Genomic DNA, 14,533 nt, shown 5'->3' on the forward strand with positions numbered 1-14,533 from the left:
CGTGCCATGGTTGCTATTGCCATTTCGCTCCAAGTGTTCCCAGTCCTGCTTTCCTGAGGTCTTCAGGCGCCATCACCACGCGAAACTCGCAATCGGCATTGAACATCAGAAACCAGGGCTCTGCGAATGCGGGGATCTGCGATGGTTCGTCGAGATTGACGACGAGAATCGCTCCGCGTGTTCCGTTCTGCTCGGTAAAGTAGGCGGCCTCCGGTTTCGTCTCGGCCAGAATCCTCTCCATCACGTCACCGATGGTGCCATCGCGCACAAAAGCATTGAATGGCTCGTGAGGAATTCGAATGTTGAGAAGCATGCGCATGTTCAGCCTCCTTGATTGAACGATGATCTTTTCCAGCAGACTCGAGCGCGCCAGTGCCTTCCCATGGCGAGCGCGCTTACTTCAAGCCAAGCGTGAACGGCAGCAGCACTGCGTTCACAAAAAGCAGGCCATAGGCGATAACCATGGCCGCCGGGATGGTGGAAGGCGGCCAATCCCGTGCACAAGCGTTACGGCGATTCCACAGGAAACCCACACCCATGCCCAGGATGGCAAGCCCGGAAAACAGGCTCTCCAGGGCAAGCGCGGCCGGACCGGATTTGTCCGGGCTGCTGTTCATGCCCTTTGCAACGGGGCGGGCTGCCGCTTGCCAGGCAGCCGGTGTTTCAAAGGGGGTTGCGGTCGGCCGAGTGAGCGCGGTGAGTTCCGGTCTGACCTGCATGGCCAGCGACTCGGTCGACGTCGGTTGTTCTTGCGTGCGCGGCGTCGGCGCAGTCGTCGGTGCCGGCTCATGCCTGGCCGGGTCTGACATGGCCGAAGCGGCGTGTGGCGGGGAGGCGGGCCGGCCCGGCGCGTTTCGCATCGAATCCCGCTCCCGCCAGAACCTGGCGAACATGCCTTCCAGACAGCGTACCGAGTCGCAGGCATCGCGCCGGGCGCGCCAGGCCGCGATGTCTGAGTCTCGAATGGTGCCCTTGCGCAGCATCCTCTGCTGCTCGGCATAGATGCGCTCGTAGCGCACTGGCAGCGTGGTGGAACCACAGATCAGGTGCTGCTGGCGCGTGCGCGGGCGGGGGGTGTCGGTCGCCAGCGTGCATCTCATCCCGTTGCCATGCGGGTCTTCGCAGCGGACCAGGGATCCGCCCGCAGGTGACTGACAGACGATGTCGGAGGCCCGCGCACCGCTGACGGCGAACAGGCCCATTGCGAAGCCCACGGCAACAATCGTGGCCAGGCGCCTTATGACCCTCTTCATCATGATTCCTCATCGAAGCGGCCCAAGGCTTTCAAGCTAGTCGATCGTCGCCGGGTCCCTCAAGTATGCGTTGCGGTGGGCGTGCGGTAGGACACTTAGCGCTGCATGGTCGGGTCAGAATGCGCGCTCTCCTTCTCCCGCCGGCGCGAGCTGGCCTGTTGGTGGGCAAGTCGATGTGATGACCAGCATGCTGATCTTCCGGGCGTAAAACGACACCGCCTGCCTCTCCCTCTTGCGCTCGCCCTCGATACTGTATAAATATACAGGTATCGTAAACATCCTAGTCCTTCGCGCTTCCGTCGAGGGACTCCAACTTCACATGACTGCGCAACCGCACGCAGCCCTGCCCACGGCGGCGGAGGGTTTCCTGTTCCCTGCGCATGCTGCCGCGGAGCCTTTGCCGGCCTCGCGGCGGCAGGAGGCGCTTTCCGCGCTCGAGCACCGCTATCCCGGCCTGTGGCGGGCCGGCCAGCTGGGCCGTGCCGGCAGCCTGCCGGTGTGTCCGACCGGCTATGCCGAACTGGCGGCCGAGTTGCCCGGGGGCGGCTGGCCAGTGGGCGGGCTGACCGAGCTGCTGACGGCCCAGAGCGGGGCGGGTGAGTTGCGCCTGCTGCTGCCGGCGCTGCGCGCGCTGGGCGCGGCCGGGCGCCGCATCGGGCTGGTGGGGCCGCCTTGCCTGCCCAATGCGATGGGACTGGCCGCGGCCGGCTTGCCGGCGCGCCAGCTCTACTGGGTGCGTTCCCCGGCCGGCGCGGGCAAGGCTGCGCGGCAGGCCGACATGCTGTGGGCGGCCGAGCAGATGCTGCGCAGCCAGGCCTTTGGCGCCGTGCTGGTGTGGCTGCCGGTGGCGCGGCCGGAGGCGTTGCGCCGCCTGCAGGTGCTGGCGCAGGCCGGCGATGCGGCGGTGTGGGCGTTGCGCCCCGCCACGGCGCTGCGCGAGTCGTCGCCGGCGGTGCTGCGGCTGCTGCTGTCGCCGCTGCCGGGCAATGTGCTGTCGATCGTCTTCCACAAGCGGCGCGGGCCGGTGCGAGACACGCCGCTGCTGCTGCGCCTGGATGGCATGGAGGCCGCCACGCGGGCAGGGGCCTGGCCAGTTCCGGCTGTTTCTTCTGATGTTGCGGGAGGCTCCGCCCATGTCGTACTGGATCGCGGTGCATCTGCCGCGCCTGTCGCTGGACGCGCTGCAGCCGAGCTGGCCTGAGTCCGCTCCTTCCGCTCCCGTGGCCCCCGGCACGCTCCACCATGCCTTGCCGGTGGCGGTGATGGAGCGCGAGCGGGTGGTGCTGGCCAACGGTCCGGCCATGTCGCTGGGCGTGCGCTACGGCATGCGGCGCGGCGGCGTGCAGGCCTTGTCGGCCGAGGTGGCGCAACTGGAGCGCGACCCCGCGGCCGAGGCAGCGCTGATGACCGCGGTCGCGCTGACGCTGCTGCATTTCACGCCCAACGTGACGCTGGACGAAGACCCGGAGTCGGCCACGGTGATGCTCGATGTCACGGCCAGCCTGCGCCTGTTTGGCGGCCACCGCGCGCTGTGCCGCGCGGTGCGCGCGCGCGTGCGCCAGCTGGGCACCTTCGCGCAGGTGGGATGCGGCGCCACCGCGCACGGCGCGGCATGGCTCGCCCGGCAGCCGATGCGGCGCACGCGGCGCGGCATCGTGCGGCCTGCGCGGCGGGCGGTGCGGACCGCACGCATGGGCCGCCTGCTGGATCGCCTGCCGGTGGAGGCCCTGCATATGCTGGCCGATCCGGCTTGGCTCGACGGCATCGGCTGCCGCACGCTGGGCGAGGTGCGGCGCCTGCCGCGGGCCGGCCTGACGCGCCGGCTGGGGCCCGCGCTGCTGGAACGGCTGGACCAGGCCTATGGCGATGCGCCGGTGCGCTTTGCCTGGTTTGCCGCGCCGCCCGCGTTCGTGCAGCGTATGGAACTGCCGGGCCGCATCGAATCGGCCGAAGGCGTGCTGGTTGGCGCGCAGCGCCTGCTGCTGGCGCTGGCCGGCTGGCTGGCGGTGCAGCAGGCCGGCGTCACGCGCTGCGTGCTGGTGCTCGAGCATGAGCGCTACCGGCTCGGCGCGGATATCGCCGGCACGCCGGTGACCATCGGCCTGGCGCAGCCCAGCCGCGATCCGGCGCACCTGTCGCGCCTGCTGCGCGAAAAGCTCGGCAAGCTGAATTTCCATGCACCGGTAACGGGGCTGGCGCTGCGGGTGGAGGCGATGGAGGCGTACCTGCCGCAGAGCGATGCGCTGTTCCCCGAGCCGGGCGGCACGCCGGCCGAGCTGGGCCGCCTGCTCGACACCCTGATGGCCCGGCTGGGCCGCGACAACGTGCTGCAGCCGCAGCCGCTGGCCGACCACCGGCCCGAGCGCGCCAACCGCTGGTGCCCGGTCGACGATGCCGCGGGCGGCAAGCTGGCTGGCGCATCAATGCCGCCATTGCCCGAACGCCCGCTCTGGCTGCTGGACAAACCGCTGCCCTTGCCGGTGCAGCGCCACCGCCCGAGCCATGGTGGGCCGCTGGCGCTGCTGACCCGGCCCGAGCGGATCGAAGCCGGCTGGTGGGACGGCGCGCTGGCCACGCGCGACTATTTCATCGCCGAGCGCGCTGATGGCCTGCGCTGCTGGATCTACCGCGAGCGTCCCGGCCACGCGGGTCAGGACGATGGCGGCGAGTACCGCTGGTTCCTGCACGGGTTGTTCGCATGACGCCTCCGGTCCTGTCTTCGCTGCTGCCGGCGCTGCCCGATTACGTGGAGCTGCATTGCATCTCCAACTTCACGTTCCTGGACGGCGCCTCGCACCCGGTCGAGCTGATCGAGCGCGCCTTCCGGCTCGGCTATTCCGGCCTGGCGCTGACCGACGAATGCTCGGTAGCCGGCACCGCGCGTGCGCACGACGCCATCAAGACCTTGCGCAAGCGCCTGAACGATGCGGTGGAACGCAGCGCGGCGCGGCTGGCACTGGGGGAGGATGCTGACGACATCGATGGCGTGGACATGGCTGGCGACGCCGAACACGACGACATCCAGGCCATCGATGACTCGCACGCCGGCCGGCATCAGCGGCTGGTGGCGCAGGCCAGGGGCGCCGACGCCTTCTCGCTGCTGATCGGCAGCCGCTTCAGCCTGACGCCGCAGCCTGGCACCGGCGATCAGCCCCCGCTGCGGCTGGTGTTGCTGGCGCAGCATCGCGAAGGCTTCGGCAACCTGTGCGAGCTGATTACGCTGGGCCGCCGGCGCGCGCAGAAGGGCAGCTACCTGCTGCATCCGGAAGACCTGTCGGCGCCGCAGCCGGAGCAATCGCACCTGCAGGGCATGCCGGATTGCCTGGCGCTGCTGCTGCCCGGCTACTGCGCCGATCCGGAGTTGCTGCGCGAGCAGGCGCAATGGTGCCGCGATGTCTTTGGCGAGCGCGCATGGATTGCGCTCGAACAGCTGCAGGGCCATGCCGACGCGCTGCATCGCGCGCGGCTGGAGGCGGTCTCGGCGCAGACCGGCGTGCCGCTGGCGGCGGCCGGCGCGGTCACCATGCATGTGCGCTCGCGCAAGCCGCTGTCCGATGTGCTGACCGCCATCCGGCTGAGCCAGCCGCTGGCCGAATGCGGCATGGCGCTGGCGCCCAATGCCGAGCAGCACCTGCGCATGCGCCAGGTGCTGTCGCGCCTGTACCCGGCCGCGACGCTGGCGCAGACGCTGGAGATTGCCGGGCTGTGCGATTTCTCGCTCGACATGCTGCGTTATGAATATCCCGAAGAGCTGGTGCCCGCGGGCGAAACGCCGATCAGCTACCTGCGTAAGGAGGTGGAGGCCGGGATGAAGGTGCGCTTTCCCAACGGCATGGATCCGGAATGGGAGAAGCAACTCAAGGAAGAACTGGAACTGATCGAGGAAAAGCAGTACGAGCCGTTCTTCCTGACCGTGCATGACATCGTGCGCTTTGCGCGCGGGGAGGGCATCCTGTGCCAGGGGCGCGGTTCGGCCGCCAATTCGCTGGTCTGCTACTGCCTTTACATCACCGAGGTCAGTCCTGAGCAGGCCAACCTGCTGTTCGGCCGCTTCCTGTCGCGCGAGCGCGATGAGCCGCCCGATATCGATGTCGACTTCGAGCACCAGCGGCGCGAGGAAGTCATCCAGTACATCTACAAAAAGTACGGCCGCGACCGCGCCGCGCTGGCGGCGTCACTGATCACCTATCGCTCGCGCAGCGCGCTGCGCGACGTGGGGCGGGCGCTGGGCATCGATGCCAGCGTGATCGAGCAGGTCATCAAGGGCCAGGCGTGGTGGGACGGCGGGCAGGCTTTCCTGGACCGCATCACGCGCTACGGGCTGGACCGCGAGTCGCCGGCAGTGCAGCAATGGGCCAGCCTGACCGAGCAGCTGCGCGGTTTTCCGCGCCACCTGTCGCAGCACGTGGGCGGCTTCGTGATCGCGCGGGACAAGCTGTCGCGGCTGGTGCCGATCGAGAACGCCGCCATGGCAGACCGCAGCGTGATCCAGTGGGACAAGGACGATCTGGAATCGCTGGGCCTGCTCAAGGTGGATGTGCTGGCGCTGGGCATGCTGTCGGCGATCCGGCGCGCGCTGGCGATGATCCCGAACCCGGATGACAACAAGGCCCAGGCCGGCGTGCCCGCGCGGATGGAAGACATCCCGAAGGAAGACAAGAAGACCTACGACATGATCTGCAAGGCCGAGACCATCGGCGTGTTCCAGATCGAATCACGCGCGCAGCAGTCCATGCTGCCGCGGCTGCAGCCGCGCCAGTACTACGACCTGGTGGTGGAGGTGGCCATCGTGCGGCCCGGCCCGATCCAGGGCGGCATGGTCCATCCCTACCTGAAGCGGCGCGAGGCCTTCCGCCGCACCGGCAAGCCGCCCACTTACTTCAACCCGGTCATCAAAAAAGTGCTGGGCCGCACGCTGGGCGTGCCGATCTTCCAGGAGCAGGTGATGCAGCTGGCCATCGACGCGGCCGGTTTCTCGCCGGGGCAGGCCGACCAGCTGCGCCGCTCGATGGCCGCGTGGCGGCGGCGCGGCGACTTGCGGCAGCACCAGGACGCACTGATCAAGGCGCTGACCACGAAAGGCTATCCCGAGTCCTTCGCGCTCGCCATCTGCAAGCAGATCGAAGGGTTTGGCGAATACGGCTTCCCGGAGAGCCACGCCGCCAGCTTTGCCAAGCTGGTCTATATCAGCGCCTGGCTCAAGTGCCACCATCCTGCCGCTTTTCTGTGCGCGCTGCTCAACAGCCAGCCGATGGGGTTCTATTCGCCGTCGCAACTGGTGCAGGATGCCCGGCGCAACGGCGTGGATGTGCTGCCGGTGGATGTGACCGTCAGCGGCTGGGATTGCGCGTTGGAGCTGGCGGCGCCGGAGGCGTCATCGCAACCACCTGTGCGGCTTGGCTTCAGCCGCGTCAAGGGCATGCGCAAGGAAGCCGCGCTGCGCATCGAAGCCGCCCGTGCACAGCGGCCCTTTGATGGCGTGGAAGACCTGGCATCGCGTGCGCAGCTGGACCGGCACGACATCGATGCGCTGGCTGCATCCGACGCGCTCGCCGCGCTGGCCGGGCATCGCCGCCAAGCCCGCTGGCAGGCTCGCGCGGCGGCCGTGCAGACAGCGCATCGAGACCTGCTGTATGAAGCGCCGCCCGCCGAAGACGAATTGCTGCTGCCCGCGCCGCGGCTTGGGGAGGACGTGGCGGCTGATTACGCCAGCCTCGGCCTGTCGCTCAAGTCCCATCCGCTGACGCTGCTGCGGCGCCGGCTGGATGCGATGAAATTCGTCACGGCGCAGCAACTCGCGCGCTATGGCAACGGGCGCCGGGCGCGTGCGTGCGGCATTGTCACGGTGCGCCAGCGTCCGTCCACCGCCAGCGGGACCATCTTTGCTTCCATCGAAGATGAAACCGGCACGGTCAACGTCATCCTGTGGCCAGACCTGGTGGAGCGGCAGCGCAAGGAAGTGCTGGGGGCCACCTTGCTTGGTGTCATCGGTACCTGGCAACGGCAGGGCGACGTGCGGCACCTGGTGGCGCAGGAACTGGTGGACCTGAGTCCGCTGCTGGGCAGGCTGCTGGTGGCGAGTCGGGATTTTCACTAGGGTTTCGCTGATGCCGGTGCCTGACGAGCAGCCCATGTCAGATTAATTTTCTAACAAAGGCCTCGGAAATATCTTGTGAATTCATTAAGAAAAAATTGGATGAAAATCGCGATGATGAGAATATATTTAATGGTTGACCGGAAAAACTGAATTCAAATCATTGTTCGCTACTGAAAGAATCGGCCTCGGCTCGCCATGCCTTGCATGGACGGCCAATCCACAATAAAGGAGGCAGATCTTGCAAAGCGACATCACGAAGCGTATCGGCCTGGCAATGGCCGCTCTCTGGCTTGCCGGGTGCGGCGGCGACGGGAGCGATGACCCCGGAGAACCGGCCACGCGCGATGCGGCCAGGCAGGCCTCGGCGGAGCGGTGGACGATAACGCCAGTAACGCCGCTCCAGGCTGCGCTCTCGGACCAGGACATCCGGTACGTCACGGCGGGTGCGACAGAAGAAGAATTGCTGGCCGCGCGGCGCGCATACATGGGTGGTGCGGTGGTCGTGCTGGATGCAACGGCCGCGCCATCGGGAAGCATGCGGCACGCCAGTGCAGTGATCGGCGGGCTCGGCGTCGACAGCAAGGTGCTGGTCCTGCGCCTGTCGCCGTCCGGACCCCAGTATCGTGCGGTGGAGGCGGCCGTTGCCGTGAGCCAGGCGGTTGCAGGAGAGCCGGAGCCGGGCGACAGCAGTGCTTCGCCCGCTACCGATGCGGAAATAGTCGACAGTAGTGCGGAAGACCTCGTCAGCACGGCGCGCACCTATGCCGCCGAGCTGATTGAAGGGCGCAATGCCGAACAACTGCGCCTGCGCAGCGAGGGCGGAGCAAAGTCCGCGCTGCCGGCGGGCGAGCCATACCGGCCGGAGTACACCTACAGCGTATTTGTCAGGCAGAGCCTGCCGTGCATGCTCCACCGGAAAATGAGCAGCGCCAATGCCTTTGGCGGAGAACGGTTCGATGCGTGCAAAGGCGAGGCCAATGCCGAACTACGGTATCAGGTCGACATGATCCGCTCGATCGCCGTCAGCACAAGCGGCGGGGTGGGCGAGGACGCCAAGTATCTTCGCATCTCCGTCCTGCCCGAGATGGGCGGCGCCGGTATCCATCTGGCGTCCAAAGTGGACGAAGGGCATACGTGGTTCCAGTCGTGGGCGCATCGCTACACCTGGTTCGGGCCGTTCGCCAGCAAGTATCGCTTCACGGTGTCGACGAATGACAGGGACGTCCGGCTGGTCGGCCATGTCCCGCAACAGGTCAACCCGCAGCAGACCGTGCGGGAGACGAGCGGCATCGACGTGGGCGTCGGCGTTAGCGGCGAGGTCGGTATGAAAGGGCCAAAAGCCGGCGTGTCCGGATCGTTCTCCTACACGAGCAAGCGTGAAGTCCTCACGACGACATACGAGTACACCGTAGAGAACGAGAGCGGAAGGCGGCCTGGCGAAGCTGCCTGGGTGTGGGACCGCAAGTATGCGGAGCGGCATTGCGACTGGCTCAGCCGGCGCGACTTCGGCAGTGCCTGCTATTTCACCGGCGCGCACTGGGATCACAGCTGGGTATTCAGGAAGGACAAGTTCTCGGCCATCAGCCACCGGAATTTCGTGCCGGGCTTCTCCGCCATCTTCCAGGCACCGCCTGACAAACGGGGCATCTCGACATTCCGCCTGCAAAGCGAGATCGAAGTCATGGCCCTGGGCGGAAAGGTCGTCCCCAATGTCTTCTTCCTGATGGCCATGCGCGGCGCCACCACGGCATCCAGGGTGTCTTTCGGCAAAGACATGGAAGTGGACTGGTCGCATCCGTACTTCGAACCGGAGCCGAGCGTGGTGCTCCAGTCCCTGGGCCACAACAACGCCTGCATCGAGGCGCCACCCGTTGCCGGACCCGGAGCGCCCCGGGAGGTCGCGCTGCGCCCGTGTACCGGCCGCCGCGAGCAGCTGTGGGGGCTGGACGGCAAGGAGCGCTATCGTTCGCGGGTGGCGCAGGACCTGTGCCTCACCGCGTATCACAGGGCTTTGCTGGCGGTGAGCGCGTGCAGCGACGCGTTGCAGCAGAAATGGGTGTGGGACGGTCCGAGGCTGCGAAGCCGGCTGGTAGACGGGAGCGGCTATCAGTACGTGCTGAGCGCCGGAGCGGACCGCGCGGGGCTGGTGCCGGTTGCGACGAGCGACAGGGAGAACTGGGCGCCTTACCTCGCCAACCCGAAGTAGCCGCACGGCGCCAGACCCCTCTGTCCGGACCGGACCCTGAAACGATCGGTTACACACTCGTTGCGCCACGCCGTCAACACCTTGACGGCGGCCCCCGTTGTTACAGGCAACGCGCAATGCCGCGCGCCCTTCCGGAGATCAACATGAAAAAAGTACTCGCCATCCTGACCCTGGGCCTGTTCGCTGCGGGCGCGTTTGCCCAGACGCCCGCCGCCGCGCCTGAATCGAAGGAGCCGGCCAAGGTGGAAAAGAGCGTGCACAAGAGCAAGACCCACGCCACCAAGCATACGGCCAAGAAGGCGCCGGAAAAGGCTGCTGCCCAGTAAGCGGCGAGCCAGTCAGCAAGCGCCCACGGGCGGCAGAGGCCTCAGTCACAGAGGCCGCTGCCGCCCGCTTGCCGTGGCGGCGCTGGCTGCCCTCAGAATTCGTAGTTGATCGAGAAATCGAAGACGCCGTTGGTCGCCTTGCGCGTGATGGGGCTGCTCGCCGCGTCGCCAACCAGCTGCGAGATGGCTACGTCGCTGGTGGCGAACCAGTGCTTGGTGAAATACCAGACCGCGCTGACGCCGAAGCCATAGGACTTGATGCCGCCGCTGGCATGGAACTCCGGCCGGCCCGCACGCGCCTGTGACTGGCTGACGCCGAACCACGCATTCATGTAGCGGGAGTCCGCCAGCGTCATGGTCGGCCCGGCGAACCAGTAGAACCTTTCCGAACTGCCCGGCAGAGGCATGTAGGCGCCGATATCGCCTACCCAGCCGTCCGTTCCGCCCAGGCTGCGGCGCGCGTCGATGCGCAGCACCAGCGGGAATTCCTTTGATATCGCATATTCCGCAAAGAGCTTGGCCTCGGGCGCGATATTGATATTGCCCATGCCGTCCAGGTGCGGCGAGTCCTCCTGCGCGCGACGGCCCAGGTTGTACGTCAGGGCAATCCCCGCGCGCCAGTTCTTGCCGCGCAGTACGTTGATGCCGAGGCCTTCGCCGATGGAAGCAAAGGCCAGGTCGCGATAGCGGATGTCGATGCTCGGACCGAAGATGGGAATGTATTCCGACGACCCGTCATAGCGCGGCCGCACCATCGCCGCGCCGCCCAGACGGATCTCCCAGTCGGGAATGGCTTCTTCGAAAAGCTTTTCGAGCGGAATGCCGGCGGAGAATTGCCATTCGGCCAGCGGCGCGGGTGTCTGCGCCATGGCCTGCGTGGCACTGCCGGCGGCGCAGGCCACCAGCAGGCGGGTGGCGACGCCAGCTATCCGCCTGCGGGATCGTACTGGGGTTTGCATTGTGTGGAGCCTTGTCAATGGAGCCTTCGCGCCCAGGGACTTCGGGCAGTCAGGCTCTGGCCGGGCGGCCTGTCGCCGCCATCTTTCCACCGACCGGACGTTTGTGCAAGCGCGCATTGTGCGCGCTCACGCGCTCCGCCTGGCAGCCGCCGTGCCTGTTCTGCGGCCACTGCCAGCCTGCGCGAGGCGTTCAGGCGATGGTATCCACCACGCCGCCATCCACGCGCAGCGCGGCGCCGGTCGTGGCCGAGGCCTGCGGCGAGCACGCATAGACAATCATATTAGCCACTTCATCGACGGTGGCCGCGCGCTGGATGATGGACGAGCTGCGATGCGCCTTGACGAACTCCGCGGCCACTTCCCCAACCGGCTTGCCTGTGCGTTTCACCTCTTCGGCCAGCATTGCCTCCACGCCCTCCGACAGAGTCGGTCCCGGCAGCACGGCGTTCACCGTCACGCCGGTCCCCGCCAGCCGCTTGGCCAGCCCGCGCGACACGGCCAGTTGCGCAGTCTTGGAAAAACCATAGTGGATCATGTCCGCCGGGATGTTCAGCCCGGACTCCGACGAGACAAAGACAATGCGGCCCCACTTGCGCTGGACCATGCCCGGCGCATAGGCGCGTGACAGCCGTACGCCCGACATCACGTTGGTTTCAAAAAGGCGCGTCCATTCGCTGTCCGGCGTTTCGAAGAAATCTTGCGGGCCGAAGATGCCGAGGTTGTTGACCAGCACATCCACCGAGGGCTGCTGGACCAGCAGTGCGTCTACTGCCTCCGGCGTGGCGAGATCGCCGGTGAAGGTGCCGACCTGCGCGCCCGGAACCGCGGCGCGCAGCGCATCGGCGGCTTTCGATACCGAGTCTGCCTTGCGGCCATTGAGAATGACGCGCGCCCCGGCGAGCGCGAGCCCCTTGGCGGTGGCAAAGCCAATGCCGGCGGTGGATCCGGTAACCAGGGCAGTCTTGCCCGACAAATCGATCTTCATGACGATCCCTTTCACGTTGGCGGCCCCGCGAGGGGCGGGAAGCAGTTGCCCCGGGGCTGGTGACCAGCCTCGGGGCGCCATCCGTGAGTTTTACTACGGAAACGCCAGACGTGCAGGGCGGGCCAGGGTCTTGTTCCGGGTCGGCCGGCCCGAAGGGCGAGCGTAGCGAAGCGATCCAGCGTCTTTCAGGGCCACTGGGGCTCCGCCTGCGCGGGGACGACAAGCAAGAAGCGTTGTCGTCAATACCGAACGCCTTGTCAGCTGGCGTGCGTGGCGCAGTCGACGCAGCCAGCCGCATGGCGCGGGGCGGCCGTGACGCCCTCAGTCCGCTCCACACGCTGCCATGCCAGCCCGCCCTTGCCGGCCAGCCGGCTGCGCAGTGCCCGTGCCGCGGTCACCATGTTTGCCAGCGCGGCCTCGGTCTCCTCCCAGCCGCGCGTCTTCAGGCCGCAGTCGGGGTTGACCCACAGGCGCTGCGGCGGGATTACCTCGCAGGCGCGGTCGAGCAGCCTTTCGATGGCGGCCACGGTGGGCACGCGCGGCGAATGGATGTCATAGACGCCCGGCCCGATCTCGTTGGGGTAGTCGAAGTCGCCGAACCCTTCGAGCAGCTCCATCGCCGAGCGCGAGGTCTCGATGGTGATCACGTCGGCGTCCATGGCGGCGATCGCCGGCAGGATGTCGTTGAACTCCGCGTAGCACATATGGGTGTGGATCTGCGTCTGGTCCGCCACGCCGGCCGCGGACAGGCGGAAGGCGTTCACGGCCCAGTCCAGGTAGGCGTTCCAGTCGGCGCGGCGCAGCGGCAGCCCTTCGCGCAGCGCCGGCTCGTCGATCTGGATCACGCGGATGCCGGCGTGTTCCAGGTCGCACACCTCGTCGCGGATGGCCAGAGCCAGCTGGCGGGCGGTGGTCGCGCGCGGCTGGTCGTCGCGCACGAAGGACCATTGCAGCATCGTGACCGGACCGGTCAGCATGCCCTTCATCGGGCGGTCGGTCAGCGACTGGGCGTAGCGGGCGGTATCGACCGTCATCGGCTCCGGACGATAGACATCGCCGTAGATCACCGGCGGCTTGACGCAGCGCGAGCCGTAGCTCTGCACCCAGCCGTTCTCGGTGAAGCCATAGCCGCACAGTTGCTCGCCGAAGTATTCGACCATGTCGTTGCGTTCGGCTTCGCCGTGCACCAGGACGTCAAGCCCCAGCGCCTCCTGCTTGCGCACCGCCAGCTTGATCTCGCCGCGGATGCGCTGCAGATATTCCAGCGCGCCGATCTCGCCGCGCTTGTAGGCGGCGCGGGTCTGGCGGATCGCGCTGGTCTGCGGGAACGAGCCGATGGTGGTGGTCGGCAGCGGCGGCAGTTGCAGCGCTTCGCGCTGGCGCTCGATGCGATCGGTGAACGGGCTGGCGCGCTCGGCCATTTGCGCTGTCACGCCGGCCAGGCGCTGCTGCACGCGCGGGTTGACCACGCGGCCCGAGTTGCGGCGCGAGGCCTGCGCGGCATCTGAGGCTTCCAGCTGGGCTGCCACGCTGGCTTCGCCGTGGTTGAGGGCGCGGGCGAGCACGGACAGTTCCCCGAGCTTTTCCGTGGCGAAGGCCAGCCACGACTTCAGCTCGGCATCGAGCCGCACCTCGTGCTCCAGCGAGACCGGCACATGCAGGAGCGAGCACGACGGGGCGAGCCACAGGCGGTCGCCCAGTTCCGCGTGCAGGGACGAGAGCGTGGTCAGCACCCGGCGCAGGTCGGCGCGCCAGATATTGCGGCCATCGATCACGCCGGCGGACAGCACGGCGCTGGCCGGCAATACGCGACGCCAGGCGTCGAGCTGTTGCGGCGCGCGCACCAGGTCGATATGGAAGCCCTGCACCGGCAGGCTGGCGGCGCGGGCGGCATGATCGGCGGCAGTATCGAAATAGGTGGCCAGCAGGATGGCCGGCCCCACGCCTGCCAGCTCTGCGTAGGCCTGGTCGTAGGCGTTCAGCCAGGCGGCGCCAAGATCCAGGCACAGGGCCGGTTCGTCGATCTGCACCCATTCAATGCCGCGTGCCTTGAGGCGGGCCAGGATGCGGCGATAGGCCTGCGTGACCTTCGGCAGCAGCGTCAGGCGGTCAAAGCCGGACACGTGGCTCTTCGACAGCCACAGGTAGGTCACCGGCCCGATCAGCACCGGCCGGGCCTTCAGCCCCTGCGCCAGCGCTTCTTCGATTTCCTCGAAGAACCAGTCGGGGCCGCCGTCGAAAGTGCTGTCGGCATCCAGCTCGGGGACCAGGTAGTGATAGTTGGTATCGAACCACTTGGTCATTTCCATCGCCGGCTGCTCGCGGTTGCCGCGCGCCAGCTCGAAGTACTGGCCCAGCGTGAGCTGGGCGGCGTCAAAGCCGAAGCGCTTCGGCAGGACGCCCAGCAGCGCGGTCAGGCTCAGCATCTGGTCGTACCAGGCGAAGTCGCCGGTGGCAACGGTGTCCAGGCCGCTGGCGGCCTGCAGTTGCCAGTGGCGCTGGCGCAGCCCGGCTGCGACCTCGCGCAATGCGGCTTCGCTGGTTTCGCCGCGCCAGAAGGCCTCCTGCGCGAACTTCAGCTCGCGGCGCGCGCCGATGCGTGGGAAACCGAGGATATGTGTGCGTGCCATTGTCTTGCTCCGGAAGATGTCTGGCGCACAGTGTCGAATTCCCCGTAAAATGAATCAAGCGACAAGTTTTAAACAAT

The 14,533-nt window shown here is 67.3% G+C and carries 10 protein-coding genes; 5 read left to right on the top strand and 5 right to left on the bottom strand.

From position 1 onward, the window contains the following. Positions 1–13: 13 nt before the first annotated feature. Both RM96_RS08715 and RM96_RS08720 read right to left on the bottom strand, forming a co-directional pair. Positions 14–319 carry a hypothetical protein gene (locus RM96_RS08715; RefSeq protein ID WP_039009769.1) on the bottom strand — a complete coding sequence of 102 codons (306 nt, stop codon included), beginning with the start codon at positions 317–319 and terminating at the stop codon, positions 14–16. Positions 320–395: 76 nt separating this feature from the next. Then, positions 396–1,202, bottom strand: a complete 807-nt coding sequence (locus RM96_RS08720; protein WP_238587169.1) for a GntR family transcriptional regulator — start codon at positions 1,200–1,202, stop codon at positions 396–398. 370 nt (positions 1,203–1,572) lie between these two features. Here RM96_RS08720 and imuA point away from each other — a divergent pair, with 370 nt between their 5' ends. The 5 genes from imuA (at position 1,573) to RM96_RS08745 (ending at position 9,882) form a co-directional block, all read left to right on the top strand. Continuing rightward, positions 1,573–2,454, top strand: coding sequence for a translesion DNA synthesis-associated protein ImuA (gene imuA, locus RM96_RS08725; RefSeq protein WP_039009772.1), 882 nt, complete (start codon positions 1,573–1,575; stop codon positions 2,452–2,454). Next, the gene (locus RM96_RS08730) at positions 2,387–3,955 is read left to right on the top strand and encodes a Y-family DNA polymerase (protein WP_039009774.1); all 1,569 of its coding nucleotides are present in this window, start codon (positions 2,387–2,389) and stop codon (positions 3,953–3,955) included. The genes imuA and RM96_RS08730 overlap by 68 nt, the downstream gene beginning before the upstream one ends. Beyond that, on the top strand, positions 3,952–7,350 hold the full coding sequence (locus RM96_RS08735) for an error-prone DNA polymerase (RefSeq protein WP_039009776.1): 3,399 nt from the start codon (positions 3,952–3,954) through the stop codon (positions 7,348–7,350). Before RM96_RS08730 ends, RM96_RS08735 begins: the two co-directional genes overlap by 4 nt. A 238-nt stretch (positions 7,351–7,588) precedes the next feature. Further along, the gene (locus tag RM96_RS08740; RefSeq protein WP_039009778.1) at positions 7,589–9,556 is read left to right on the top strand and encodes a leukocidin family pore-forming toxin; all 1,968 of its coding nucleotides are present in this window, start codon (positions 7,589–7,591) and stop codon (positions 9,554–9,556) included. Positions 9,557–9,699: 143 nt separating this feature from the next. Beyond that, on the top strand, positions 9,700–9,882 hold the full coding sequence (locus tag RM96_RS08745) for a hypothetical protein (RefSeq protein ID WP_039009929.1): 183 nt from the start codon (positions 9,700–9,702) through the stop codon (positions 9,880–9,882). A 92-nt stretch (positions 9,883–9,974) separates the two neighbouring features. Here the strand turns inward: RM96_RS08745 and RM96_RS08750 are convergent, their stop codons facing one another. From RM96_RS08750 to metE, 3 genes are all read right to left on the bottom strand, one after another. After that, the gene (locus RM96_RS08750; RefSeq protein ID WP_039009781.1) at positions 9,975–10,841 is read right to left on the bottom strand and encodes a MipA/OmpV family protein; all 867 of its coding nucleotides are present in this window, start codon (positions 10,839–10,841) and stop codon (positions 9,975–9,977) included. Positions 10,842–11,031: 190 nt separating this feature from the next. Then, positions 11,032–11,826, bottom strand: coding sequence for an SDR family NAD(P)-dependent oxidoreductase (locus RM96_RS08755; RefSeq protein ID WP_039009783.1), 795 nt, complete (start codon positions 11,824–11,826; stop codon positions 11,032–11,034). Positions 11,827–12,083: 257 nt separating this feature from the next. Beyond that, a complete protein-coding gene (gene metE, locus RM96_RS08760; protein WP_039009785.1) occupies positions 12,084–14,456 on the bottom strand; it encodes a 5-methyltetrahydropteroyltriglutamate--homocysteine S-methyltransferase in 2,373 nt (790 codons plus the stop codon). Positions 14,457–14,533: the final 77 nt, after the last annotated feature.

The organism is Cupriavidus sp. IDO, from assembly GCF_000812465.1.
GTDB lineage: Bacteria > Pseudomonadota > Gammaproteobacteria > Burkholderiales > Burkholderiaceae > Cupriavidus.

Bases quoted from the DNA above. Each gene is read 5' to 3' on its own strand.
- RM96_RS08715 (WP_039009769.1), bottom strand. From the start codon at position 319: ATGCGCATGCTTCTCAACATTCGAATTCCTCACGAGCCATTCAATGCT.
- RM96_RS08755 (WP_039009783.1), bottom strand. From the start codon at position 11,826: ATGAAGATCGATTTGTCGGGCAAGACTGCCCTGGTTACCGGATCCACC.
- imuA (WP_039009772.1), top strand. From the start codon at position 1,573: ATGACTGCGCAACCGCACGCAGCCCTGCCCACGGCGGCGGAGGGTTTC.
- metE (WP_039009785.1), bottom strand. From the start codon at position 14,456: ATGGCACGCACACATATCCTCGGTTTCCCACGCATCGGCGCGCGCCGC.
- RM96_RS08745 (WP_039009929.1), top strand. From the start codon at position 9,700: ATGAAAAAAGTACTCGCCATCCTGACCCTGGGCCTGTTCGCTGCGGGC.
- RM96_RS08720 (WP_238587169.1), bottom strand. From the start codon at position 1,202: ATGGGCCTGTTCGCCGTCAGCGGTGCGCGGGCCTCCGACATCGTCTGT.
- RM96_RS08735 (WP_039009776.1), top strand. From the start codon at position 3,952: ATGACGCCTCCGGTCCTGTCTTCGCTGCTGCCGGCGCTGCCCGATTAC.
- RM96_RS08730 (WP_039009774.1), top strand. From the start codon at position 2,387: ATGTCGTACTGGATCGCGGTGCATCTGCCGCGCCTGTCGCTGGACGCG.
- RM96_RS08750 (WP_039009781.1), bottom strand. From the start codon at position 10,841: ATGCAAACCCCAGTACGATCCCGCAGGCGGATAGCTGGCGTCGCCACC.